The following is a 24259-nucleotide window of genomic DNA, read 5'->3' on the forward strand; positions in this document are numbered from 1 at the left end:
GGGGGATGGTTCAACCGTCCTGGAATCCTGCAGCGAGACCTGCGGATATGAAGATCGTGCTCCTGCCGGACACCCCGCTGTTGTCCATCATTCCTGCAAAGTATCGGCTGCCGCCGATGCCCCCACCACCATCCTTGCGGATGGTCCCCCGCCCCTCCCAGGGCGGACTTTTGACTGTGCATCTATTTTATTGTACTGCTGTTGTCCATCGTTTCTGCAAAATATCGGCTATCGCCGATGCCCCCACCACCGTGCTCCGCACGGTCCCCCGCCCCTCCCAGGGCGGACTTTTGGCTGTGCACCTATTTTTATCGTACTGCCAAGGTGAAAATAGCCCCGTCATCGGCAGTTGACCGCTGACTGCTGACAAAGGGGCTGTTGCCCAAGCAACAGCCCCTTCTCTCACTCCCCTGCCTCTGCAGGGCTTTCTTCTGTTTTCTCCGGTTTTTCGGGTTCCGGCGCCTGTTCCGCCTCTTCCAGCTGGGCCACGATAATGTCCACCCGGTCCACCTGGAAATCGGTGATCCGCACCACTTCTCTCACCACGGCTTCCCGCAGCTGTTCAATGGTGTCGGGGATGGAGGTATCGCATGCCACGGACACCTTCAGGGTGAAGGCCACATGGCCTTTTTTCACCGTGCCGTTTTCCGCCACTTCCGCGTCGGTCTTTTCCACCGCCACCGCCGGAGTGTTCTTGCCGGTGAGCCCTTTGGCAAAGGACATGAGCCCCCCGCCGGTGTGTTCCCACAGGTTCACCCGGTCCACCCGTTCTGCCGCCAGCCGGACCAGCTGGACGAACACTTCTTCACAAATAATGGTCTTGCCCTGGATCATGGTATCAGCTCCTTTATTACCGGAACTCCACCTTCAGATGCTGGCGGTTCACCAGCCGGTTGTACTTGTATTTGGGATACCCTACCAGCAGAGTTCCGACGATGACCTGTTTCTGGGGTACCTGGAGCAGTTCCCGCAGCGGGGCGTAATCTGCCCGGGCACAGGTTTCAATAAAGCCCATAATGGTGGTTCCCAGGCCCAGGGTGGGAGCATACAGTTCCACATAGGCCCAGGCCTGTTCACAGTTGCTCACGCCGGTCACGTTCAGCCGCCGGGCCAGTGCGAAAACCAGCTGTTTGGCATTCCGGCCGATGATGTCGATGCCCCGGCCCCGGTACACTTCCAGTACCTTCCGGAAATACCGGCGGCGGGGAGAGTTGTTGTCGATTTCTTCCTGCATCCAGTCCGCCACACAGTCGCAGATCTTCCGGATCAGTCCCTGGTCGGACACCACAATGTAGTAAAGCCCCTGGGAATTGGCAGCAGTAGGTGCATACCGGGCAATGTCCAGCAGCTGTCTCATCTTGTCTTCACTGACCAGTTCCGGAGTGAAGTTCCGGATGCTCCGGCGCATCCGCAGGAAGTTGTAGGCCGTTTGGGAATCCAGCACCGGCATGGGGATGGGTTCGGTTTCGGCATAGGGACAGCGGGAATTATCAAGAGCACCGGTGGGACAGACGGATACACAGTGGCCGCAGGACATGCAGGACATATCATTGATGCACACCGGGCCGTTTTCACCCATTTCAATGATACAGCTGGGACAGACTTTGGAGCAGATCCCGCATCTAACACACTTATTCTGATCGACCGTTAAAATTCCAACCAAATGAAACACCTCATATTCTCTCTGACTGCAGTGCTGCCGGGGAAGCGGCGAACCCCTGTAAATTTAAAAAAAGCCGGACATCCGTCCGGCATGATTTGCAATTGGCTCCCCGAGTAAGACTCGAACTTACAACAACTCGATTAACAGTCGAGTGCTCTACCATTGAGCTATCGGGGAATCTCAACGAAGATTATTCTACACGAAAAGCCGATTCCTGTCAACAGTTTTTTAAGATTTATTTTGCCATTTCCACATTGGCCGGCACATCAGCCACCGGTTCTGAATCCCCCACCTTTTCCAGGTTGGCCTGGACATGGCGGATAGCGCAGGACAGGCTGTAGTTGATGACGAAATACACCAGGGCCGCAAACCCGAACAGCACGAACACGTCGGATACGTTGATGGTGCCGGTGCCATTGTACATGGCGGCCCCTCCCAGCACCTTGTTCACCCGGGCCATCAGTTCGATGGTGGCCACGTTGGCCATAAAGGAGGTATCCTTGATGATGGTGATCACCTGGCTCATCAGGGTGGGGATGATCTTCCGGAAGGCCTGGGGCAGGATGATGTACCACATCACCTGGACGATGTTGAAGCCCTGGGCATAGCCCGCTTCGAACTGCCCCTTGGAAATGGCGTTCAGGCCGCCCCGGATGATTTCCGCAATGATGGCGGATTCAAAGATGGTCAGGGCAATGGTGCACTTGAACAGGAGCTTGGTTTCCACGGAACTGAGCCCCAGGATCCGCCGCACCCCGGGAGCGGGGAAGAAAACGGTGCCGATGAAGATCCAGAACAGAAGCGGTGTGTTCCGGAACAGTTCGATGTAGGCAGTGGCAGCCCAGCGGAAGACTCTTTCCGCCGGACGGGTGCAGTAGTTCCGCACCAGGGCCAGGACGGAAGCCACCCCCAGGCTGGCGGTAATGGAAACCACCGCCAGGAGCAGGGTGAAGCAGGCTCCCTTCAGCATAAAGGACATAATGTCCGGATTTTTCAGGATGGCAAAGCTGCCGACTAATGTACTCATACTCTATTCCTCCTCAGGCATTCATCATTTCGTCCTGGGCCTTCAGCTTGGCTTCCCAGCGGCCTGCCAGGGTGGACAGGGGGAAGCAGATGATGAAGAACAGGATCCCGCACACAATGTAGGCCGGTGCGTAGGAACCCCCGGTGTTGGCCCCGGTGACGAAGTTGTAGGTGGACGAAATCAGGTCCGCCCCGCCGATGATGTACAGCACTGCGGTGTTCTTGATCAGGTTCCCGATCTGGTTCACCGTAGGAGGCAGGATCACCTTCACCGTCTGGGGCAGGATGATGTAGGCCATTTTCTGGGTGTAATCGAACCCCTGGGCGTCCGCCGCCTCAAACTGGCCTCTGGGGATGGATTCGATCCCTGCCCGGATCACTTCTGCCATATAGGCGCCGTGATAGATGCCCAGGGCGATGATCCCTGCTGCCAGCACCCCGATCTTGTGTCCGGAGAAGGAGCAGGCATAATAGAGAAGACACAGCTGCAGGATGAGCGGTGTATTCTGGATGGCTTCCACGTAGATCCGGTTGATGGTTTTGGGAAGCCGTCTGGTGCTCACGCCCATGAGCCCCAGCAGGATGCCCAGTACGGTGGCGATTACAATGCCCCCCAGGGCACTTTCCACCGTCACCCCCAGTCCCTGGAGGAAGCTGGCCTTGTGGGTCAGGACCACTTCCCATGCTTTTTCTGAAAATAAACCGCCCATAATCATTGCCTCCTGTTGAAAGAGAAGGGCAATCCCGCGAAATTGGAGGATTGCCGCTTCCCACCTTGCATTTACTTTCTCACGTTATTTATCCAGGTTGTATTTGGCTTCCAGTTTCTTGATGGTGCCGTCTTTCAGCCAGCCCTGGACAGCTTCTTCACAGAACTTGCTCATGCCGGAGCCCTTCTTGGTGGCCAGGCCGTATTCCTGAGGCGCGAATTCTTCCTTGATGAAGGTCCTGTCGTCGGTGTGGTAGATGGCCAGGATGGATTTATCCACGCAGAAGGCGGATACTTCGCCGGAAGTCAGAGCCGTGGAAATGGCCGGATAATCGGCGTATTGTTTGAAGCTTACCCCCTTGTTCCAGGTAGCTGCATCGAAGCTCTTGGGATCGAAACCGTCCCCGTCGATGACTTTGGCCTTGATCATGGCTTCCACCAGGGCTCTGGCGGAGGTGGATCCGGAGGATACCCCTACCACTTTCCCTTTCAGGTCAGCCAGGCTGTTGATGTTGCTGGCTTTTTCCACCAGCACCCCAACATGGTCTGTATAGTAGGGAGTGGTGAAATCCCAGCTCTTTTTCCGTTCCGGAGTGATGGTGAAGGTTGCGGCAACCATATCGATGTCTCCGGAATCCAGAAGAGCGGTACGGGTGGCTGCCGTTACCGGCGTGTATTCCACTTCCACTCCCAGTTTCTTGGCCAGTTCTGCACTCAGGTCAACTTCCAGCCCGGTGAATTTCCCGGTGGCCGGATCCTGATACCCGAAGCCCTTGGTGACGTTCTTGACGCCTACCCGCAGGACCCCGCGTTTCTTGATGGCGGCGATGTCTTCCGCTACATTGGAGGATTTACCACTGTCAGCGCTTTTTTTCTCGTCCCCGCACCCTGCAAACAGCGATACGGCCATAAGTACGGTGACCCCTACTGCAAAGATCTTTCTCAGCTTGCCCAAACTTTTCATGATAAAACCTCCTTCAAATGCTTCCTTGCTGCTCTATGATTATCGCCAGGTGGTAATCAGCGGATAATCTTGCTTAAGAACTTCTTCACCCGTTCATTGGTGGGGTTCACGAAGAAGTGGTCCGGTGTGCCTTCGTCGATGATCCGGCCGTCTTCCATGAAGATGATCCGGTCGGCCACCTGCCGGGCAAAGCCCATTTCGTGGGTCACCACCACCATGGTGATGTTCCCTTCCTTGGCCAGCTTGATCATCACGTCCAGCACTTCCTGGATGGTTTCCGGATCCAGGGCCGAGGTGGGTTCATCGAACAGGATGATCTTGCTTTCGTCGCACAGGGCCCGGGCAATGGCGATTCGCTGCTGCTGTCCGCCGGATAAGGTGGTGGGATACACATTGGCTTTGTGCCGGAGCCCCACCACTTCCAGATAATGGTAAGCGGTTTTTTCCGCATCCTCTTTGCTCTTGTGCCGGAGCTTCATGGGGGCCAGGGTCAGATTCTGGAGTACCGTCATGTGCGGGTACAGGTTGAACTGCTGGAATACCATGGACATGTTGTCCCGGATGATCTGGGTCCGGTTCTTGTGGGTGAGTTCTGTACCATTGATGTACACATGCCCGTCGGTAGGTTCCTCCAGGAAGTTCATGCACCGAACTGTGGTGGATTTCCCTGAACCAGATGGCCCGATGATTACCAGTTTTTCCCCTTCTTTCACTTCCAGGTTGGCGTCCTTCAATACATGGTTGGTGCCAAAGTATTTGTTGACGTGCTCGAGTTTGATCATCATAGCCATCCCTGCTTTCATTTGATTTGCAATCATTATATCTTGTTTTGGAAATACTGTTCGTATTACTTCGAACAATTACGATTATACGCAAAATACGGTTTGTGTAAATCGGTTCACAAATAGTTCACAAACAATTATCTCGAAAACGAGAAAATTGTTACGATGTTTACTGAATTTGTAGGATTATTATGTATACAAAGGGAGTGTGCTGCACGTTGCGTGCGGCACACTCCCTTGTCAGCAGTCAACGGTCAATGATCAGCGGCCGATGGAAACCATCTGCTAAGAGCAGATGGTTCTGAAGGAAAACGCAGCCCCAAGGGCTGCTAACCCACCACCATTGCGCAAGCGCAACGGTCCCCCGCCCTTGAAAAGGGCGGATAGAAACGCGGGGCGCAAGGCCCCTTGTTTGGAATGCATAGGTGAGGCTTTCTAATGTTATAAAAAGCAATGGGCACCAGCCCGAGCGTATATCCGCCCTTTGCAAGGGCGGGGGTATCCATGCGCAGCATGGGTGGTGGGTTAGCAGCGCCAGCTGCGTTTCCCTTCAAAGGAATCTGCAGCCGCAGATTCCTTCCTTCAGCCGTTGACAGCTGACTGTTGACGGAGCTGCTGCCTCAGCAGCCTCCTTTTCGTTAACTTTTTTCTTATTGTCTTGACAATTCTTTTATTTCGCGTATAATAGTTACCCGAATGATGGAGCTTCTGGCAGGAGATAAATTTAGGGTTCCATCCAATATATGGTTATCCGTTACTGGACCGCGCGCAGGCCATGATCCCCATGGTCAGGATCCATTCGGAACCGGAACCAAAAACATATCGAAAGACTGGGACGGCAAGGTGCCCCTCTCTCTTATGGGTACTGGATATTCCAGGACTTTCACCGAAAGGTGTTGTCATTATGCAACTGTTCCGTACCGTAAAAGATCTGAAGGACTTTGTCCGCACTGTGAAAAAAGAAGGCAAAACCATCGGTCTGGTGCCCACCATGGGTGCCCTCCACGAAGGCCATGCCTCCCTGATCAAAGCCGCTGCCAAAGAAAATGACGTGGTCATCGTCAGCGACTTTGTAAACCCCACCCAGTTCGGCCCCAACGAAGACTATGATGCCTATCCCCGGAAGCTGGCCGCAGACGAAAAAGTCGCGGAAGCCGCCGGTGCCACGGCCATCTTTGCTCCTTCGCCGGCTGAAATGTATCCCCACCAGGATATGACCTGGGTGGAAGTGACGGGCAATATCACCAAGGTTCTTTGCGGCCGCACACGCCCCATCCATTTCCGGGGTGTGGCAACGGTATGCACCAAGCTGTTTAATCTTTCTCAGGCCGACCGGGCCTATTTCGGGCTGAAAGACGCCCAGCAGACGGAAGTCCTCCGCCGGATGGTGGAAGACTTGTTTATGAATGTTGAACTTCGTATTATGCCTATCATTCGGGAATCTGACGGACTGGCCAAAAGTTCCCGGAATGTGTACCTGTCTCCGGAAGAACGGAAGGCGGCGCTGGTCCTTTCCCGGAGCCTGAAACACGCCAAAGAGGCCTTTGCTGCCGGTGAGCGGGATCCCCGGAAGCTGGTGGATCAGGTAACGGCTGAAATCAAGGCCGAACCCATGAGCAACATCGACTATGTGGAACTCTACGGCATGCCCGGACTGACGGAAGTCACCGGCCCCATTGCCGGCCGTGTGCTGCTGGCCGTGGCGGTGAAGTTCGGGACCACCCGGCTCATCGACAATGTAGTGCTGGAGGGCTGACCGGATGGTGGATGGAATCGTACGTTTCTGCACCCGGTACATGTCCGTGGGAGTGGTGCTCATCGGATTTTTGGGGATCCTGGAGCCAGGGCTCATGAAGCCTCTGGCCCCCCAGATTCCCACCTTTCTGGGCATCATCATGTTCGGCATGGGCATGAGCCTGACCCCGGATGACTTCCGGAACGTGTTCCGCCAGCCAAAAAACGTGGCCATCGGGACCCTGCTCCAATTCACCATTATGCCCGCCGTGGCTTTCGGGCTGATCCACCTGTTCCGCCTTCCTGAGGCCATTGCCATCGGGGTGGTGCTGGTGGGCTGCTGCCCGGGAGGCACCGCTTCCAATGTGATTTCCTACATTGCCCACGCAGATGTGGCCCTGTCGGTTTCCATGACCATGGTGAACACCCTGCTGGCCCCCTTTGTGACCCCCTTCCTGGTGTGGTTCATTGCAGGCACCTGGGTGGATATCAACTTTGTGTCCATGATGGTTTCCATTGTGAAAATGGTGCTGCTGCCCCTCGTCCTGGGCATCGGGATGAATTATTTCTTCCCCCGGCAGGTCAGCCGGGTAATCCGGGTGATGCCCATGCTGTCCGCCCTGGTGGTGATCCTCACCGTAGGCTGCGTGGTGTCCATGTCCGGCCGGGCCATTGTGGACAACGGACTGGTGATCCTCTGTGTGGTGATCCTCCACAACCTGTGCGGCATGGTGCTGGGCGGATTCTTCGCCCGCCGGTTCGGGCTGGACAAAGCCCAGTGCCGGGCCATGACCATTGAAGTGGGCATGCAGAATTCCGGCCTGGCCTCCACCCTGGCTCTGATGTACTTTACCGCCGCCGGCGGCATCGCCGGTGCCATCTTCTCCGTATGGCACAACGTGTCCGGCTCCCTTTTCGCCTCCTACTGTGTAGGAAAAGACGAGGAAGGACAGCAGGAAGACAGCGTGGGAGAACTGGTGGGAGAAAAAAACAGGAATTGAATGAAAAAAGGACTGTTGCGTAAGCAACAGTCCTTTTTTGGGTCGCGGCCCGCGAACGGGGGTGTGTGAATTTTTTCACACACCCTTTTTTTCACCACCCCTTGGGCAGCATCCCTGCCATGCTCAGCAGGGCGTAAACGCCGGAGGCCAGGAACACCACAAGGACCAGTTCCTGGATGGGTCGGGCGGCCAGCCAGCCGCACTGCCAGCAGGGTTCCTGGTCTCCTTTTTTCCGGGCGCTCCGGAGCATGAACACCGGCAGCACGGACATGATGATGCCCCCGAAGGTGCCGGCGCTGAAAATGGCGCTGACAAAGCCCACCAAACCGCTGCTGGCCAGGAAAATGGGCGGAATCACAATAAAAGCCAGACACAGGGCCCGGCTCCGGATATCCCGTTCCGACCGGAACCCCAGCCGCTCGATGCAGTTGGTAAGGAAGCTTTCAGCAATGGCCCAGAAGGAGGTAAGCATGGCACAGAAGGCAAAGAAATTCACCAACAAATAGAAAAGCGGATTCTCCAGGGCCCTGCCCCAGGAAAGAGACGCCACTTCCGTGATTTCCTTCCCTGGCAGCATCAAAAACACCGCCAGGGGCACCAGGGCCAGGATCAGGAAAGAGATCCCCGTGCCTCCCAGGATGGCCGGCACCAGCTTTTCCGGACGGTCCCGGAAGCCCCGGGCCAGTTCCGGCACAATGTACTGGACCGCATAGCAGAATACGGCAATATTGAACACCGGGATACCCCAGGTCCAATGGGCATAGAGGATTTCATCCAGAGGCACCCGGGCCCGGAGGAAGGACGCCCCCACCAGGAGAACCAGCATCAGGATCATCCCCAGCCCCAGAAACTTTTCCGCCGCCCCGGTAACTTTCAGGCCCAGCCAGACCACAGCGGTTGCCCCGATGGAAAACAGCAGGCTGGCTTCTTCCAGGGGCAGGCCCAGGAAGGTGCTGAGAATCTTTCCGCAGCCGGTGATGTAGGCGATCAGGCTGCAGAAACTGGTAGCTCCCACAGAAAAGAAGATCAGCCAGGATCCGGCCTTCCCCACATATTTTTCCGCCAGTCCGGACAGCTGCAAAGGCCGCCGGGTGCGCAGGGCTGTTTCCGCCACATAGAGCATGGACGCCACCGAAAGAAACCCGGCTGCCAGAAGCCAGGTGAGCAGCACCGGCCACCCTGCCTTCCGGCTGGCATAGGCCAGGCCCAGCACCCCGGATCCGATGGTGGCCCCCACCACCAGCATCACCGCTTCTGTAAAAGTAAGCCGGCGGACTTCCAGGTTCCCGTTCTCCTCCTCTGCCGTCTCCAGATTCTCTGATTCCGTATACTCCATCTTGTTCTCTCTCCCCGTTATATTGTCAAGTCAGCTGACCTGCATACCGGTTTATTGTAGCATAACAAGGAGCAGGAGGGAATGGGAGTTAACGTAAAAAAGGAGGGGCTGTTGCATACGCAACAGCCCCTCTTTCATCCATTCTTCCGCATCTTCGGTTCCCGGGTCCAACAGACTGCCTGCATCAGGCAGATCACTGCCGCCACGGCTCCTATTCCGATCCAGAATACCGGTTCCACGTTCATCAGATTCATCATGGCAATCGCTCCTTTCGGGAATAATCGTTTATCGTTCGTCGTTCGTCGTTCATTGTTTTGGAAGGAACCCGCTCTCAGCGGGTTCCCTGAAGGGAAACGCTGCCCTGCGGCAGCTAACCCACCACCAGCCTTGCGGCTGGTCCCCCGCCCTTGCAAAGGGCGGATAGTGGATACGCGGGCCTTACGCCCTTGTACCCACAAAAAACAATGGGCACCAGCTCGAGCGTATATCCGCCCTTTGCAAGGGCGGGGGACCGTTGCGCCTGCGCAATGGTGGTGGGTTAGCAGCGCCAGCTGCGTTTCCCTTCAACGGAATCTGCGGCCGCAGATTCCTTCCATCAGCCGATTACGGAATCTCAATGGATTCGCCGCTCCCACGCCGATCCTGCTCTTCCCTCTTCACTTTTCCCTGTCACAGCAGGCTCCCGTAATGCCGGATGTAGGCCTTCTTGATGCTGGTGGTCAGCAGCATGTATCCGGCCACCACCAGCGCCAGGAACCCGAAATACATCCCTGGCAGGGGCAGGAATCCCAGATCCCTTCCCAGGGCCCCGGTAAAGGGCAGCAGGGTGCACAGGGCAATGCCGCTGCCGGTCATGGCGGTCAGAAGCGCCGACGCATGGCTCTGGACAAAAGGCAGTTTGGGCGTCCGGAGCATGTGGATCACCAGAGTCTGGGTCCACATGGATTCCACGAACCACCCGGCCTGGAACAGGGCCTCATAGGCATCCCGCAGGTTCATGCCGGCAAAGACTCCCTGGCCCACCACTGCATCGGCAGCAATGTGGTTGTAGGTGACCCCGCCAGAAAGCATCTGAGGACAGATCACGAAATACAGCACCAGATAGGTGATCCAGTCGAACACCGAGCTGGTGGGCCCCAGCCACAGCATGAAGCTGCCGATGCTGGAAGCATCCCAGTTCCGGGGCACCTTCAGATAATCCTCGTCCACATTGTCCCAGGGAATGGCAATGCAGGAAATTTCGTACAGCAGGTTCAAGATCAGCAGCTGGAGACTGCTCATGGGCAAAAACGGCAGCAGAGCGCTGGCCGCCAGCACCGAGAACATGTTCCCGAAGTTGGAAGAGGCAGTCATCTTGATGTATTTGATCATGTTGGCGTAGGTTTTCCGGCCTTCCACGATTCCTTCTTCCAGTACCATCAGGCTCTTTTCCAGCAGGATGATATCCGCACTTTCCTTGGCGATATCCACGGCACTGTCCACGGAAATCCCGATATCCGCCATCTTGAGAGCCGGGGCATCGTTGATCCCGTCTCCCATGAACCCCACCGTATGGCCTTTGGCCTGGAGAGCGCCCACCACCCGGGCCTTCTGGTCCGGAGACAGTTTGGCGAACACGGTGGTTCCTTCCACTTCTGCTGCCAACTGTCCGTCATCCATTTTTTCCAGGTCGCTGCCCAAAAGGATGTGTTCCACCGGCAGCCCCACCTGACGGCAGATGCACCGGGTGGTCTTTTCGTTGTCCCCGGTAAGCACCTTGGTGGTGACCCCATGGTCCTTCAGAGCCTGGATGGCCTGACCGGCGCTTTCCTTGGGCGGATCCAGGAAGGCCAGGTACCCCATGAGCACCATGTCCCGTTCATCCTTGGACCCGAAAGCCCCTACCGGGGAAGGATTGATTTTCCGGGCCAGGGCGATCACCCTCATCCCCTCTTCATTCAGCTGGTCCGCTACCTGGCGGATTTTCCTCCGCAGGGCATCGGTGAGTTCCACCGTCCCTTCCGGCTGTTCCACCTGGCTGCAGATGGCCAGCATTTCTTCCACCGCCCCTTTGGTGATCATCTGGGTCCGGTTTTTGGGATCGATGACCACAACGGACAGTCTCCGCCGGGCAAAGTCAAAAGGCACCTCGTCCACCTTCCGGTAATTTTCCGACAGATCCACCAGCTTGGGGTCTGCCTTTTCCTCTTCTTCCGTTTTTTCAATAATGGCCCGATCCATAAAATTCTTGTACCCGGTCTGGAAATAGCTGTTCAGGTAAGCATACCGGAGCACCCGCTGACTGGACTGACCGTTGGGATCCAGATGGTATTCCAGAGCCACCTTGTCCTGGGTCAGGGTACCGGTCTTGTCCGTACACAGCACGTCCATGGCCCCAAAACTCTGGATGGAGTTCAGGCTCTTCACCACCGTCTTTTTTTCCGACATGGAAACGGCCCCTTTGGCCAGGCAGGTGGTAACGATCATGGGGAGCATTTCCGGCGTCAGCCCCACCGCCACAGAAATGGCGAACAGGAAGGCGGACACCCAGTCTCCTTTGGTAAATCCGTTGATGAAAAATACCAGGGGCACCATGGCCATCATGAACCGGATCAGTACCCAGGATACCGAGTTCACTCCTTTGGTGAAGTTGGTTTCCGGAGCCTCCTGGGCCATGGAGCTGGCCATGCTGCCGAACAGAGTGTGGTCCCCGATGCCCAGCACCAGACCGGTGGCGGAACCGGAAATCACGTTGGTGCCCATAAAAGCCAGGTTGGACAGTTCCGTCACCGCTTTGTCCCCGCTGGCATCCACTTTATAAGGGACCTTCTCCTGAGGGGCGCTTTCCCCGGTCAGGGAAGCCTGGCTCACAAACAGGTCCTTGGCATCCAGGATCCGCAGATCCGCCGGTACCATATCACCAGTGGACAGACACACCAGGTCCCCCACCGTCACGTCCTGGAGGGGAATTTCCTTCTTTTTGCCCCCGTCCCGGATCACCGTGCAGGTGGTGGTGATCAGTTCCAAAAGTTTCGCTGCCGCATCCCCGCTGCGGGTTTCCTGGACGAACCGAAGTACGCCGGAGATCAGCAGCAAAGTCAGGATGATGCATACCGTCACCGGGTTGAAATCCTCCATGTTCCCGGAGCGCAGGGGCAGGATGATGTCCGTTACCGTAGACACCCCCGCCAGCACAAACAGGATCACCGTAAAGGGATTCACAAAAGCTTCCACCAGACGGGCGGCCACGCTCTTCTTCTTTTCCCGGGTCACCTTGTTGGCTCCGTATCTGTCCCGGGAAGCCTCTGCCTGTTCTTCCGTCAGGCCGGAAGCCCCGGTACCGTACCGGGCCATCACATCGTTGGTTTCCAGGGCAGCTGCCTCCAGGAGCTTTGCCTGGGCTTCATGGGCCGCCAGCTGGAATTTTTTGTCCATATTTTCTTTTTTCATGTTCTCCTCCTAAAGAAATCCGGGGGCCGTTCCCCCTCTTTAAGAGGCCGTCAGCTCAGAAACGCGCAGCAAAACCGGACCGACACCGCCAGTCTGTGAAAATTCCGCTGCCCAAACCGTGAGGATGACTGCCTCCACCAGCACCGTCCATGCTTTGCCACCACCTTTCCAGGACTCAGATTCACATAACAGAAAAGCCGTCCGGGGGGAAACCCGAACGGCACAAATGCAAAACACACTTCAGTGGAAACAGCTGCCAGCCGCTTTCACCGCCACCGTACGAGCTTCAACTCTACAGGGCGGTGAAACTGCATTATGCGGCGCCTTCTTGTTTGACGCAGCCTGTTCAGACCTACGCGGGATGTCTCCATCCTGTTGCGGCAGCAGTCCGTATCCCTGTAGGAGCCTTGCCTACCGGAACTATTCTGTTGATACCCATACTATAGCAATATGCAGGGATTTTGTCAAGGATGAAACAGAAAAAGGGCTGTTGCATGAGCAACAGCCCCCAATCGCAGGCTGCTTTGCAGCCCTTATCTTTTTTCTTTCGGCAGTACGATCTGCTTCGGTCCGGTTTCCGCACTTTCCGGCACCAGCACATCGTTGAAGCTGATGCTCCGGGTGTGGATGGTGTGGCTCCACACGTGTTCGTGCCGGTGCAGGAAGCCCAAAATGGTGATGGGCACCCAGCTGTAGAGCAGCAGCGGATAGAACAGGGTGTAGAACCAGGACTTGGGGGCCGCGTTGATCTTGAACAGGATAATGGCCGGGATCACGTACTGGGCCACCCCGATCACCTGCCACACATGGTAAGGCAGCAGGGCATAGAGCACATTGGTGTAAAAAGGCACAAAGTTGTAGATGGTGCTGCAGAGCACGAAGAAGGTGGAGATCAGCATGAAATAGGGCTGGAACACATCGATGACCCCATCCAGGATCACAATGTCCCGCTTCCGGATCCCTTCCTTCAGCAGCTTCCCCATGTACCGGCCTGCCACATCGAACTGGCCCTGGGCCCACCGCTTCCGCTGGTTCCAGGAAGCCTTGAAGGTCTGGGGCTTTTCGTCGTAGATGATGGCATCCTGGCACCAGGTGGTGGGGATCCCTTCCAGCAGGCACTTCATGGTGAATTCCATGTCTTCCGTCAGGCAGGTGGCTTTCCACCCGTACTTTTTCAGCACTTCCGTGGCAATCACCATGCCGGTGCCCCCGAACACGCTGGAGAGCCCGATGGTATACTTGGCCAGGTGCCATACATGGTTCACGATCCAGAAGTTGATGGCGAAGGTGCCGCTGACCCAGCTGTCGTTGGGGTTCTTCACGTCCAGATACCCCTGGATCAGCCGTTCCCCTTTGCAGAACCGGTTGTTCATTTCCTTCAGGAAGTCCGGGTGCACCAGGTTGTCCGCGTCGAAAATGGCCACCGCATCATACTGTCTGTCCAGGGCAAACAGCTGCCGGAACATCCATTCCAGGGCGAACCCCTTCCCCACTTCCTCCTGATTGAACCGTTCGTACACAATGGCCCCGGCTTTCCGGGCCACATCCGCCGTATGGTCCTTACAGTTGTCGGCGATGACGAAAATGTCATACAGTTCGTCGGGATACCGGAGCATATGGAGGTTCTCCACCAGCTCCCCGATGACTTTTTCTTCGTTGTGGGCGGCCACGATCACGGCAAAGGTAGTCTTGGGCGTCAGGATCTTCTTTTCTTTTTTCCGGGGCAAAATGCCAAAAAGGGAAATCACAAAATAATAGATGGTGAAAAAGACGATCAGCACTTGGAGGGGAACCATGATGATGTCAAAATACGTGCTCATAAAACCTCTTGTTTCCTCCTCTTACTTAAAGACGGCCTGTTTCCCCGTCACTTTCACATACACAGCATTGAGCACCCCGCACAGGGTATAGGTGAACATGATCACAAAAGGCCAGGCCTTCAGATCGCTGTACAATACCAGAGCCCCCAGGATGAAAGAAATGATCACCGGCACCCGGAACAGGGGATTCCCATGGCCCTTGAAATCCGGATACTTTACATCACTGTACATCAGGCAGGCCACAGCCACCGTCAGGAGGGAGGTGAGCACCGGGCCGATCTGCATGCCTCCCAGCACGAAGGTGACGATGACGCAGGCTCCCGCCGGCGCCGGCATCCCCTGGAAGTATCCGTGGATATCGCTGACATTCACGTTGAACCGGGCCAGCCGCATGGCCGCCCCGAAGGCAAAAAGACCGGAGATGATCATCCCCGCCACTCCCAGTTCATGGAGGGAATAGGTATAGATCAGCACCGAAGGTGCCATGCCGAAGGAACACACGTCACAGAGAGAATCCATCTCCACCCCGAAAGGTCCGCTGACCCCCAGAGCCCGGGCGGCACGGCCGTCACAGGAATCGGCCAGGATGGCCAGGATAATGAAGATGGCTGCCAGGGAAAAATCCTTTTCCATGGACAGATAAATGGAAATCAGTCCCAGCATCTGGCTCAGTCCGCTGATGCTGTTGGGGACCATGCGTTTGTAGTTCATTCTGCTTTCTGCCTCCCGATGATACTGATACCGCCCTGCACCTTGTCCCCTTTCCGGACCAGGATCTCCACAGAGCGGGGAACCACCAGTTCCGTACAGGAACCGAACTTGATCATGCCGTAGCAGTCACCCTGTTTCAGCCGGCTGCCCAGGCTGGTCCAGGAAACGATCCGCCGGGCCAGGATCCCGGCAATCTGGATCACCAGGATCCGGTTGGTGCCGTTGTCCAGGCCGATGGCCATCCGTTCGTTCACAATGGGTGCCGAATCCTTGAAAGCCGGTTCGTACCCCCCACAGGTGTAGCGCATGTACTTCACCAGCCCCGTCATGGGAGCCCGGTTGGTATGCACATTGAACACGGACAGGAAAATGGTCACTTTCTTGGCCGGTTCGTTGAGATATTCTTTATCGAAAAACTCCTCTACCCCCATCACCGTACCGTCCGCCGGAGAATACAGGATATCAGGATCCTGCTTCACATCCAGCACCCGGTTCCGGAAGAAGTAGCCAAAATAAATCATCAGGACCGCCGGGGGTACTGCAAAAACCGGACCGGCCACATAACCGGCCAGGATGGTCACGGCCAGCATGGTCCCGATAAAGGGATAGCCTTCCTTTACTATATGGTATTTGTATTTGGTCACATCTTCACCTCCACCCATCGTTTTATTATACCTTATCTCAGTTTCTTTGTCCAAATCTGTACGGCAAAAAACGGTGGAGTCCAGACCCTGTTATTTCCGGCCGTGTTTGGCTTCCAGTACCTTCACCACGAATTTCGGCAGGGCCATCATCCGTCCCAGGCGGCTGGGCTGCTTGTACAGCCGGAACAGCCACTCCAGGGAAGCTTCCTGCATCCATTTGGGCGCCCGTTCCATTTTCCCGGCCAGCACGTCGAAGCTGCCTCCCAGGCCCACCCGCAGGGCAGGCTTCAGGGCATCCCGGTGTTCTTCCAGCCAGAATTCCTGCTTGGGAGCCCCCAGGGCCGCGAACAGCACCTGGGCTCCGCTTGCGTTGATCTGCCGGATGATGTCCGGTTCATCGGCTTTGGTGAAGTAGCCGTTCCGGGTGCCCACGATCTGCACCCCCGGGGCGATTTCCGCCGCCTTGGCGGCCGCTGCTTCCGCAATTCCCGGAGCCGCCCCGAACAGGAAGAATTTCGTGCCTCTTCGGGCCCCGTCCTTCAAAAGCTCCAGGAACAGGTCGAAACCGGCCACCCGTTCCGGCACCTGGTTCCCCAGGGTCCGTCCGGCCCACACGGTGCCGGCCCCGTCCGCCAGGATCAGGTCCGTTTTGTCCAGCAGGGCCTTGTAGGCCGGCATCTGCTGGGCCATCATGATGATTTCCGCATTGGCGGTGACCACCTGGGTAGGCAGATCCCGGTCCACCCGTTCCATAAGCCACGCCACTGCTTCCGCCATGGAAAAAGGAGTCACCGGCACTCCCAGGATATCCACAGCAGGTTTCTTGTTGTCCATAAGTCCACCTCACTATATCCGCCCTTTTCAAGGGCGAAGGGCCAGCCGTTACTTTCACTCTTCTATATCCGCCCTTTTCAAGGGCGGGGGACCATCTGTTACTTTCACTCTTCTATATCCGCCCTTTTCAAGGGCGGGGACCAGCCGTTACTTTCACTTTTCTATATCCGCCCTTTTCAAGGGCGGGGACCAGCCGTTACTTTCACTCTTCTATATCCGCCCTTTTCAAGGGCGGGGGACCAGCCCCCAGGCTGGTGGTGGGTTAGCAGCCCCCGGCTGCGTTTCCCTTTACGGGAACCTGCTTCAGGCAGGTTCCTTCCTTTTCTCCTTAAATCGCCCGTGCCTCGCTGGGGACCTGGGTGAAGTTGATTCCCGGATTCCGTTCCAGGATCCAGTTCAGGTTCCATTCATTGGATACCAGCACCACCGGCCGTCCCAGCTTGTCGTACACCAGCATCCCGTTGTCCAGGCCCTTGATGTTCCGGATCAGTTCCGGATCATCCGCATAGACCCACCGGGCCACGGAATAAGGCAGCTGTTCCAGCAGCAGCTTGGCATTGTATTCGTTCAGCAGCCGGTATTCCAGTACTTCCAGCTGCAGCACGCCCACCACGCCGACCACGAAACTTTCCATCCCGATGTCCTTCTGCTTGAACACCTGGATGGCCCCTTCCTGGGCCAGCTGGACAATGCCCTTTTCAAACTGCTTCCGTTTCATGGAATCCTTGGGCTGGACCTTGGCGAAGATTTCCGGCGGGAAAATGGGGAAATCCTCGAACTGCACCGGGTGCTTCTCATTGCACAGGGTATCTCCGATGGTGAAGATCCCCGGGTCGAACACCCCGATGATATCCCCCGGGTAGGCCTTTTCCACAGTGGTCCGTTCCTGGGCCATGAACTGCTGGGGCTGGGCCAGTTTCACCGGTTTCTGTCCCTGGACATGCCATACGGTCATGCCCTTTTCGAACACCCCGGAGCAGATCCGCATAAAGGAAATCCGGTCCCGGTGGGCCGGGTTCATGTTGGCCTGGATCTTGAAGATGAAAGCGGTGAAGTCCTCGTCGGTGGGATTCACCACGCCCCCGTCCTTCAGTTTCCGGGGCTGGGGTTCCGGAGACAGTTCCAGGAATTTTTCCAGGAAGCTCCGTACCCCGAAGTTGGTCATGGCGGACCCGAAGAACATGGGCGTCAGTTCCCCGGCATCCACTTTGGCCAGATCGAATTCATCCCCGGCCATATCCAGCAGTTCGATATCATCCATCAGATTCTGGAGATTGGCTTCCCCGATGGCTTCCTTGATGGCAGGATCATCCAGGCTGCCGGTTGTGCTCTTCAGGATCTTGGATCCGTGGCTGCTGTCGTTGTCGAACAGTTCCACCTGCTTCTTCAGCCGGTCGTATACCCCGATGTAATGGCCGTCGGTGCCGATAGGCCAGTTGATGGGATAGGCGTTGATGTGGAGCACCTTTTCGATTTCGTCCATCAGGTCCATGGGGGCCCGGCCGTACCGGTCCAGTTTGTTCACAAAGGTGAAGATGGGCAGCTTCCGCCGGTGGCACACCCAGAACAGCTTCTTGGTCTGGGGTTCCACCCCTTTGGCCGCGTCGATGAGCATCACCGCGCTGTCAGCGGCGATCAGGGTCCGGTAGGTATCTTCCGAAAAGTCCTGGTGCCCGGGGGTATCCAGGATATTCACCCGGTACCCGTCATAATCGAACTGGAGTACCGAAGAGGTTACGGAAATCCCTCTCTGCTTTTCGATTTCCATCCAGTCGGACACCGCATGCTTGTTGGCCTTCCGGGATTTGACGGAACCGGCCAGATGGATGGCCCCTCCGTACAGCAGCAGTTTTTCCGTCAGTGTGGTCTTCCCGGCATCCGGGTGAGAAATAATGGCAAAGGTTCTTCGTTTGGCAATCTTCTCCTGCAGCTCAGACATGCAAGGTATTCCTCCAATCCTCAATTACAGATGGTCCAGATTCTTCCATTGTACATTATACCATGGGCAGCCGGGACCGGTCACGGACCGTCCCGGTTCTTTTGCATATGAAAAAACGCCACAAAGCTGACCTTTGTGGCGTTCCGTTCAATTAAATGGTCGGAGCGGCGAGATTCGAACTCACGACCTCTTCCACCCCAAGGAAGCGCGCTACCAAACTGCGCTACGCCCCGAACACAAGAATGATTATACGGCATAGAAGGGAAATCGTCAAGCACTTTTTTAAAGTTTTTTCGATTTCTTTTTTACCGGATAAAATTCGTCATCACTTTCGCCGGTTTGGCCGGTTCTTCCACTCCTGCTTTTTTCCCTGCTTCCAGGCACTTCAGCAGCCAGGCCATGTTCTTGCCCAGGGTTTCCATGATCTGGACCCCTTCTTTGTCCTGGAGCACTTCTTCCGGCGTGTTCCCGTGGACCATGTTCCAGTAGTTGGAAGACACCACCGGCATTTCGTTGTACATCAGGTACTTGTTCAGCACATCCAGGGTGGTGCTGGTGCCGGCTCTCCGGGCAGAGGCAATGGCCGCAGCCGGTTTGTGCCGCAGGTCAGCTCCGGCCACCCCGGCAAACCGGTCCAGGAACACCTGGATTTCCCCGGTGGGAGAAGCATAGTACACAGGGGACCCTACTACCAGGCCGTCCGCTTCCTTCATTTTGGCGGCACATTCCTTCACCAGTTCATCCAGTTTCCCGTTCACCGTATTCAGGCCGATGTACACGATTTCCGTATGGATCCCGGCCTTTTCCAGTTCCTTGGCAACAAGGGAAAGAGCGGTATAGGTGCAGCCCTTTTCCCGACGGCTGCCATTAAAGAGCAAAACTTTCATTTCATACGTCTCCTTTGAAATGTAATATTTTATGATACATTCGTATTATACCACGACCGGTCAACATCCCGGGGTGAGACATCAGACCCGGCCCTACTGCTTCCTTACCACACAGCTCAGGGCGATGAGCCCGGCTCCCAGGAAAAATTCCTGCTGCACCAGGGCGATGCAGCCGAACCCCAGGATCACATTGGCAATGACTCTCCTGTCCATGGCCGCCTCACAGGCGCCGCACTGCCGCCGCTGCCAGAAGGCACCGTTCATACAGGGATTCCACCTGGGCATATTCCTGATCTGTATGGGACCCGGCGCCCCGCACCCCCATGCCGCACAGGGTGGGGATTCCCAGGCCCACGGTGATTCCCGCATCGGACAGGCCGCCCACCTGGATGCCCCGGGGTTTCCCCAGGCCCAGGGCCTCTCCGGTCTTTGCCACATGGTCGTACAGCTTCAGGACCCCGTCAGTGGTCTCCATGCAGGCCATTACCCGGCTGGTGTCCAGTTCCGCACTGGTCCCTTCCACCGTGCACTCCTCCGTCACCTGCCGGAGCAGAGCAAAGATTTCGTCCCCGATGGCCTGGTTCCGGTACCGGATGCCGATGCGGATTTTGCAGTAGTCCGGGATGGTGTTTTCCCCGATGCCTCCTTCCACAGCTCCGCAGTTGATCAGTTTCCCCCGGGGAATGTCATTGGCAGCCTCCAGTTTCACAATCTTGTGAGCCGCTTCCAGCACAGCCGACCGTCCCTTTTCCGGGGCACTGCCTGAATGAGCCGCCACCCCGTGGACCGTAATGGATACAGGCCCGCCCCCGTACCGGCCGATCACCAGGCTGTCCTCCACCGGCCCCGGTTCAAAATTCAGGGCAGCCGCCGCTCCAGCCGCTTCCCGGGCAATCAGAGTCTTGGCATTGGAGAACATGTGAAGGGTCTCTTCGTCCGGGATCCCCAGGAACCGGATGGGTCTTTTGTTCCAGCCAATGGACTGGAGAGCCTTCAGGGCATAAAGGCCGATCACCAGCCCCGCCTTCATATCCAGCACCCCGGGTCCGTGGGCATTGCCCTCTTCATCCACCCGGAAGGGATTTTTTGCCGCTGCTCCGGCCGGGAACACCGTATCCATATGGCCCATGAACACCACCGGCGGTTCCGGGGAACCCGGATTCCAGTCCCCTACGATCAGGTCCCCGGCCTGTTCCACCTTCACCCGGCGCACAAAGGCCCCTGCCTGTTCCAGTTCCCCCTGGAGGATATCCCCCACCTGGTTCACCCCGTCCAGCTGTTTGGGGCCGCTTTCCGTGTTGACGAATTTCGCCCACAGGTTCAGCATCTCCAGCCGCTTTCCCTCAATATATTCCTTCAATTGCAGATCCAGTCCATCCATATCCCTACACTCCTTCTACAGAATATTCACCACAAAGCCTGCCAGCACCACGGAAGTGATGGTCACCGTCACGAATCCAGCCACCAGCATCTTGGGCAGCAGGAAGTTCAGGAGAGCCTTCCGCTGTTCTTCCGTTTCCCCCATGGCCGTGGACACTTCCTGGGAAATCAGCATGGTGGTGGGGAACCCGAAGGTGCAGGTGATCCCCAGGGACACCGCCAGGGTAAAGGGCATCCGGAACAGACGGCTGCACAGAGCCGCCGCCACACACAGACCGGCCACCCCCAGCACCGCCGACCACAAAAGAGGAGGCAGCACCGACAGCACCTGCTGGGGCGTGGTGGCCCCCAGGTTGGAAAAGATCACGATGGTCACAAAAAAGATGATCAGGCCGCTGGACTGGGTCTTGCCCAGGATTCCCTTGTCCAGGAACCCCAGGGCAAAGAACACCGTTCCCAGGATCAGGCACATGACCAGATAATGGACATGGCCCCCGGTGAGCTTCGCTGCATAGAAGGACAGGGTGGCCACCAGACCCAGTTTGGCCAGGTACACCGAAGGCTTGTCCAGCACCGAAGGCAGGGCCAGAGGCTTCTTTTGGGCCGCCTGGGCTGCTGCTTCCGCCTCCTCACAGTGCCGGCGGACGAAAGCCTCATCTTCCCGCAGCTGCCGGGCCAGGCGCCGGAGGGCCACTGAAGCAATGGGGATCCCGAAGAACTTTTGGGTCACCAGGAGCACCAGACAGAAGGTCCCCACATAGGCCAACCCCTTCTCCTTGGCCGCTGCCAGCATGATCAGGGTGGCCGCATTGCCTCCGGCAAAAATGGGAGAACCGGCAATGGCGATCTTGGGATCCATCACAAACCCGCCCAAAAGGATAATGGCCGCTACTGCAAACACCACACAGAGCACGGAAGTGACCACCACCTTCCATTCCTGCTTCAGTTCCGCAAAGTCGATGGTGGTCCCCATGGAGACGATCAGCATCCCCACCACCCCCATGCCGATGCCAGAAACCTGGGCATCCTTGATGATGGTCTGGGGCAGGATCCCCGACCAGAACCCCGCCAGCAGGATCACCGAAATCCCCAGCACCGTGGAAAGGATCGCCCGGGTTTTCATGGCGATCAGTTCACTGACCGCATAAATGCAAAAAAGCACCGTCAAAGAAACAATACTGCCCATAATCCCCCTCATTTCTCATACCATAAATAAAACTTTATTGCGGTAAATTGTAAGCATGTGGCTATTATAACGCATTTTTGTACTTTGGAAAAGGCCGCCGGACAATTCGGCGGCCTTTTGGGTTCATCGTTGGTCGTTCGTCGTGAGTCGTTTCGGATGCCAGATGCTCACGCATCTGCCTTTGAACATGAAAAACCGGCGGCCGGGATGGGCTTCCCTGCAGGCAGCCCCTACACGTTGGGGTCAGAGATGGAACAGAAAATCAGAGAAACGGGGTCTTCAAAAAATCCGTTCCTGTGACCGTTGTATCCAACATCCGACCCCAACGCCGTAGGGGCGAGCCGCAGGCACGCCCATCCCGGCCTGCGCTTTTTATACGTTCCCAGGAACCCACCCGGCGGGTTCCCTCCTGCCGCTAGAGACTAGTGACTAGTGACTGTCAGCTCATGACCATCTGCCCCCGGCAGATGGTCTCTGTCTGCGTGAGACAGAAAAACGGCCCTGCCGCTTTTCATTTCTCGTCCATCCCCATCAAATATGATAAAATTAACAATATAGAAATCATATTCTTTAGCTAAAATACCACATCCCCATGACCGTTGAAATGAAAAAGGAGGCGGAAACCATGTGCGGTATCGGACACGCCATTGCAAGAAAGAACCTGGAAAAGGGTATGGAACAAGGTATGGAACAAGGCCTGGCAAAAGGTCTTGAAAAAGGCCGTTTCGAAGGCCGTCAGGAAGAACGGGAATCCAACATTATTGCCATGCTGAAAGAAAAGATCCCCATGGAGACCATTTCCCGGATCACCCATTACTCTCTGGACCAGATCCAAAAACTTGGAAAATTGCATGGATTGCTGTAGGTTGGAAAACGCCCCGGGCGTTTTCCTTCCCAATGATAAGGCCGCCGGAAAATCCGGCGGCCTTTTGGGTTCATCGTTGGTCGTTCGTCGTGAGTCGTTTCGGATGCCAGATGCTCACGCATCTGCCTTTGAACATGAAAAACCGGCGGCCGGGATGGGCTTCCCTGCAGGCAGCCCCTACACGTTGGGGTCAGAGATGGAACAGAAAATCAGAGAAACGGGGTCTTCAAAAAATCCGTTCCTGTGACCGTTGTATCCAACATCCGACCCCAACGCCGTAGGGGCGAGCCGCAGGCACGCCCATCCCGGCCTGCGCTTTTTATACGTTCCCAGGAACCCACCCGGCGGGTTCCCTCCTGCCGCTAGAGACTAGTGACTAGTGACTGTCAGCTCATGACCATCTGCCCCCGGCAGATGGTCTCTGTCTGCGTGAGACAGAAAAACGGCCCTGCCGCTTTTCATTTCTCGTCCATCCCCATCAAATATGATAAAATTAACAATATAGAAATCATATTCTTTAGCTAAAATACCACATCCCCATGACCGTTGAAATGAAAAAGGAGGCGGAAACCATGTGCGGTATCGGACACGCCATTGCAAGAAAGAACCTGGAAAAGGGTATGGAACAAGGTATGGAACAAGGCCTGGCAAAAGGTCTTGAAAAAGGCCGTTTCGAAGGCCGTCAGGAAGAACGGGAATCCAACATTATTGCCATGCTGAAAGAAAAGATCCCCATGGAGACCATTTCCCGGATCACCCATTACTCTCTGGACCAGATCCAAAAACTTGGAAAATTGCATGGATTGCTGTAGGTTGGAAAACGCCCCGGGCGTTTTCCTTCCCAATGATAAGGCCGCCGAAAAATCCGGCGGTCTTTTGGTGTATCGTTGGTCGTTTCGGATGCCAGATGCTCACGCATCTGCCTTTGAACATGAAACCCGGCGGCCGGGATGGGCTTCCCTGCGGGCAGCCCCTACCACGTTGGGATCGGAGATGCAACAGAAAATCAGAGAAACGGGGTTGTCAAAAAATCCGTTCCTCTGACCGTTGTTACCAACATCCGACCCCAACGGCGTAGGGGCGAGCCAAAGGCCCGCCCTTCCCGGCCGCCGTTTTTTATACGTTCCCAGGAACCCGCCTCGTGGGTTCCCTCCTGCCGCTAGAGACTAGTGACTAGTGACTGTCAGCTCATGACCATCTGCCCCCGGCAGATGGTCTCCGTCTGCGTGAGACAGAAAAACGGCCCTGCCGCTTTTCCCCTTCCTCTGCTCCCTTTTCCCGCCCTCCAAATTCATTCCCTGCAGATTCTTGCCGTTAATACCCCGATTTTTCCACTCGGGAAGGAACTT

At 56.3% G+C, this 24259-nt stretch carries 22 protein-coding genes, 2 tRNA genes and 1 riboswitch; of the genes, 4 read left to right on the top strand and 20 right to left on the bottom strand.

The window, feature by feature from the left end; all coding sequences use genetic code 11:
- Positions 1-402: 402 nt before the first annotated feature.
- The 7 genes from ACTQY5_RS02165 to ACTQY5_RS02195 all read right to left on the bottom strand — a co-directional run bounded on the left by ACTQY5_RS02165 (position 403) and on the right by ACTQY5_RS02195 (position 5144).
- On the bottom strand, positions 403-834 hold the full coding sequence (locus ACTQY5_RS02165; protein WP_022486642.1) for an Asp23/Gls24 family envelope stress response protein: 432 nt from the start codon (positions 832-834) through the stop codon (positions 403-405).
- Between the two features lie 16 nt (positions 835-850).
- Entirely contained in the window at positions 851-1672 is an 822-nt protein-coding gene (locus ACTQY5_RS02170; protein WP_441368720.1) for a nitroreductase family protein, read from the bottom strand.
- A gap of 93 nt (positions 1673-1765) precedes the next feature.
- Positions 1766-1840: transfer RNA gene (locus ACTQY5_RS02175), tRNA-Asn, on the bottom strand.
- 58 nt (positions 1841-1898) lie between these two features.
- Positions 1899-2690, bottom strand: coding sequence for an amino acid ABC transporter permease (locus ACTQY5_RS02180; RefSeq protein WP_441368721.1), 792 nt, complete (start codon positions 2688-2690; stop codon positions 1899-1901).
- 13 nt (positions 2691-2703) lie between these two features.
- A complete protein-coding gene (locus ACTQY5_RS02185) occupies positions 2704-3399 on the bottom strand; it encodes an amino acid ABC transporter permease (protein WP_441368722.1) in 696 nt (231 codons plus the stop codon).
- Positions 3400-3483: 84 nt separating this feature from the next.
- Complete coding sequence (locus ACTQY5_RS02190; RefSeq protein WP_022486638.1) at positions 3484-4362, bottom strand: transporter substrate-binding domain-containing protein; 879 nt, start codon at positions 4360-4362, stop codon at positions 3484-3486.
- A 56-nt stretch (positions 4363-4418) separates the two neighbouring features.
- Entirely contained in the window at positions 4419-5144 is a 726-nt protein-coding gene (locus ACTQY5_RS02195; protein ID WP_441368732.1) for an amino acid ABC transporter ATP-binding protein, read from the bottom strand.
- A 904-nt stretch (positions 5145-6048) separates the two neighbouring features.
- On the opposite strand from ACTQY5_RS02195, the gene panC reads away from it, so the two are divergent.
- Positions 6049-6900, top strand: a complete 852-nt coding sequence (gene panC / locus ACTQY5_RS02200) for a pantoate--beta-alanine ligase (RefSeq protein WP_441368723.1) — start codon at positions 6049-6051, stop codon at positions 6898-6900.
- A 4-nt stretch (positions 6901-6904) separates the two neighbouring features.
- On the top strand, positions 6905-7879 hold the full coding sequence (locus tag ACTQY5_RS02205; RefSeq protein ID WP_302574351.1) for a bile acid:sodium symporter family protein: 975 nt from the start codon (positions 6905-6907) through the stop codon (positions 7877-7879).
- 91 nt (positions 7880-7970) lie between these two features.
- Here the strand turns inward: ACTQY5_RS02205 and ACTQY5_RS02210 are convergent, their stop codons facing one another.
- The 13 genes from ACTQY5_RS02210 to ACTQY5_RS02270 form a co-directional block, all read right to left on the bottom strand.
- Positions 7971-9215: an aromatic amino acid transport family protein gene (locus ACTQY5_RS02210; protein WP_441368724.1), complete on the bottom strand. Its 1245-nt coding sequence runs from the start codon at positions 9213-9215 to the stop codon at positions 7971-7973.
- 134 nt (positions 9216-9349) lie between these two features.
- A complete protein-coding gene (locus ACTQY5_RS02215) occupies positions 9350-9472 on the bottom strand; it encodes a hypothetical protein (protein WP_279128406.1) in 123 nt (40 codons plus the stop codon).
- A gap of 412 nt (positions 9473-9884) precedes the next feature.
- Positions 9885-12644 (bottom strand): magnesium-translocating P-type ATPase, encoded by a 2760-nt coding sequence (mgtA, locus tag ACTQY5_RS02220; RefSeq protein ID WP_441368725.1) that lies wholly within the window; start codon positions 12642-12644, stop codon positions 9885-9887.
- 264 nt (positions 12645-12908) lie between these two features.
- Positions 12909-13070: riboswitch (M-box (ykoK) riboswitch) on the bottom strand.
- Positions 13071-13177: 107 nt separating this feature from the next.
- Positions 13178-14464 (bottom strand): glycosyltransferase family 2 protein, encoded by a 1287-nt coding sequence (locus tag ACTQY5_RS02225; RefSeq protein ID WP_154488597.1) that lies wholly within the window; start codon positions 14462-14464, stop codon positions 13178-13180.
- 21 nt (positions 14465-14485) lie between these two features.
- Complete coding sequence (gene pssA / locus ACTQY5_RS02230; protein ID WP_022487745.1) at positions 14486-15175, bottom strand: CDP-diacylglycerol--serine O-phosphatidyltransferase; 690 nt, start codon at positions 15173-15175, stop codon at positions 14486-14488.
- Positions 15172-15819 carry a phosphatidylserine decarboxylase gene (locus ACTQY5_RS02235; protein WP_022487746.1) on the bottom strand — a complete coding sequence of 216 codons (648 nt, stop codon included), beginning with the start codon at positions 15817-15819 and terminating at the stop codon, positions 15172-15174. Before ACTQY5_RS02235 ends, pssA begins: the two co-directional genes overlap by 4 nt.
- Before the next feature lie 90 nt (positions 15820-15909).
- Positions 15910-16653 (bottom strand): WecB/TagA/CpsF family glycosyltransferase, encoded by a 744-nt coding sequence (locus ACTQY5_RS02240; protein ID WP_154488599.1) that lies wholly within the window; start codon positions 16651-16653, stop codon positions 15910-15912.
- Between the two features lie 328 nt (positions 16654-16981).
- On the bottom strand, positions 16982-18592 hold the full coding sequence (locus ACTQY5_RS02245; protein ID WP_154488600.1) for a peptide chain release factor 3: 1611 nt from the start codon (positions 18590-18592) through the stop codon (positions 16982-16984).
- A 156-nt stretch (positions 18593-18748) separates the two neighbouring features.
- Positions 18749-18825, bottom strand: a tRNA-Pro gene (locus ACTQY5_RS02250).
- A 72-nt stretch (positions 18826-18897) separates the two neighbouring features.
- A complete protein-coding gene (locus ACTQY5_RS02255; RefSeq protein ID WP_308664639.1) occupies positions 18898-19479 on the bottom strand; it encodes a flavodoxin family protein in 582 nt (193 codons plus the stop codon).
- Between the two features lie 93 nt (positions 19480-19572).
- Positions 19573-19743, bottom strand: coding sequence for a hypothetical protein (locus ACTQY5_RS02260; protein ID WP_022487107.1), 171 nt, complete (start codon positions 19741-19743; stop codon positions 19573-19575).
- Positions 19700-20860: a M20/M25/M40 family metallo-hydrolase gene (locus ACTQY5_RS02265; protein ID WP_154488602.1), complete on the bottom strand. Its 1161-nt coding sequence runs from the start codon at positions 20858-20860 to the stop codon at positions 19700-19702. The genes ACTQY5_RS02260 and ACTQY5_RS02265 overlap by 44 nt, the downstream gene beginning before the upstream one ends.
- Positions 20861-20875: 15 nt before the next feature.
- Positions 20876-22045, bottom strand: coding sequence for a hypothetical protein (locus ACTQY5_RS02270; RefSeq protein WP_154488603.1), 1170 nt, complete (start codon positions 22043-22045; stop codon positions 20876-20878).
- A gap of 625 nt (positions 22046-22670) precedes the next feature.
- Between ACTQY5_RS02270 and ACTQY5_RS02275 the strand changes: the two genes are divergently transcribed.
- Positions 22671-22910 (top strand): hypothetical protein, encoded by a 240-nt coding sequence (locus ACTQY5_RS02275; protein ID WP_195839653.1) that lies wholly within the window; start codon positions 22671-22673, stop codon positions 22908-22910.
- A 572-nt stretch (positions 22911-23482) separates the two neighbouring features.
- Positions 23483-23722: a hypothetical protein gene (locus ACTQY5_RS02280; protein WP_195839653.1), complete on the top strand. Its 240-nt coding sequence runs from the start codon at positions 23483-23485 to the stop codon at positions 23720-23722.
- The last annotated feature ends 537 nt before the right edge of the window (positions 23723-24259 follow it).

Source organism: Acidaminococcus sp. HCP3S3_H5 (assembly GCF_052122235.1).
Taxonomy (GTDB): Bacteria; Bacillota; Negativicutes; order Acidaminococcales; family Acidaminococcaceae; genus Acidaminococcus.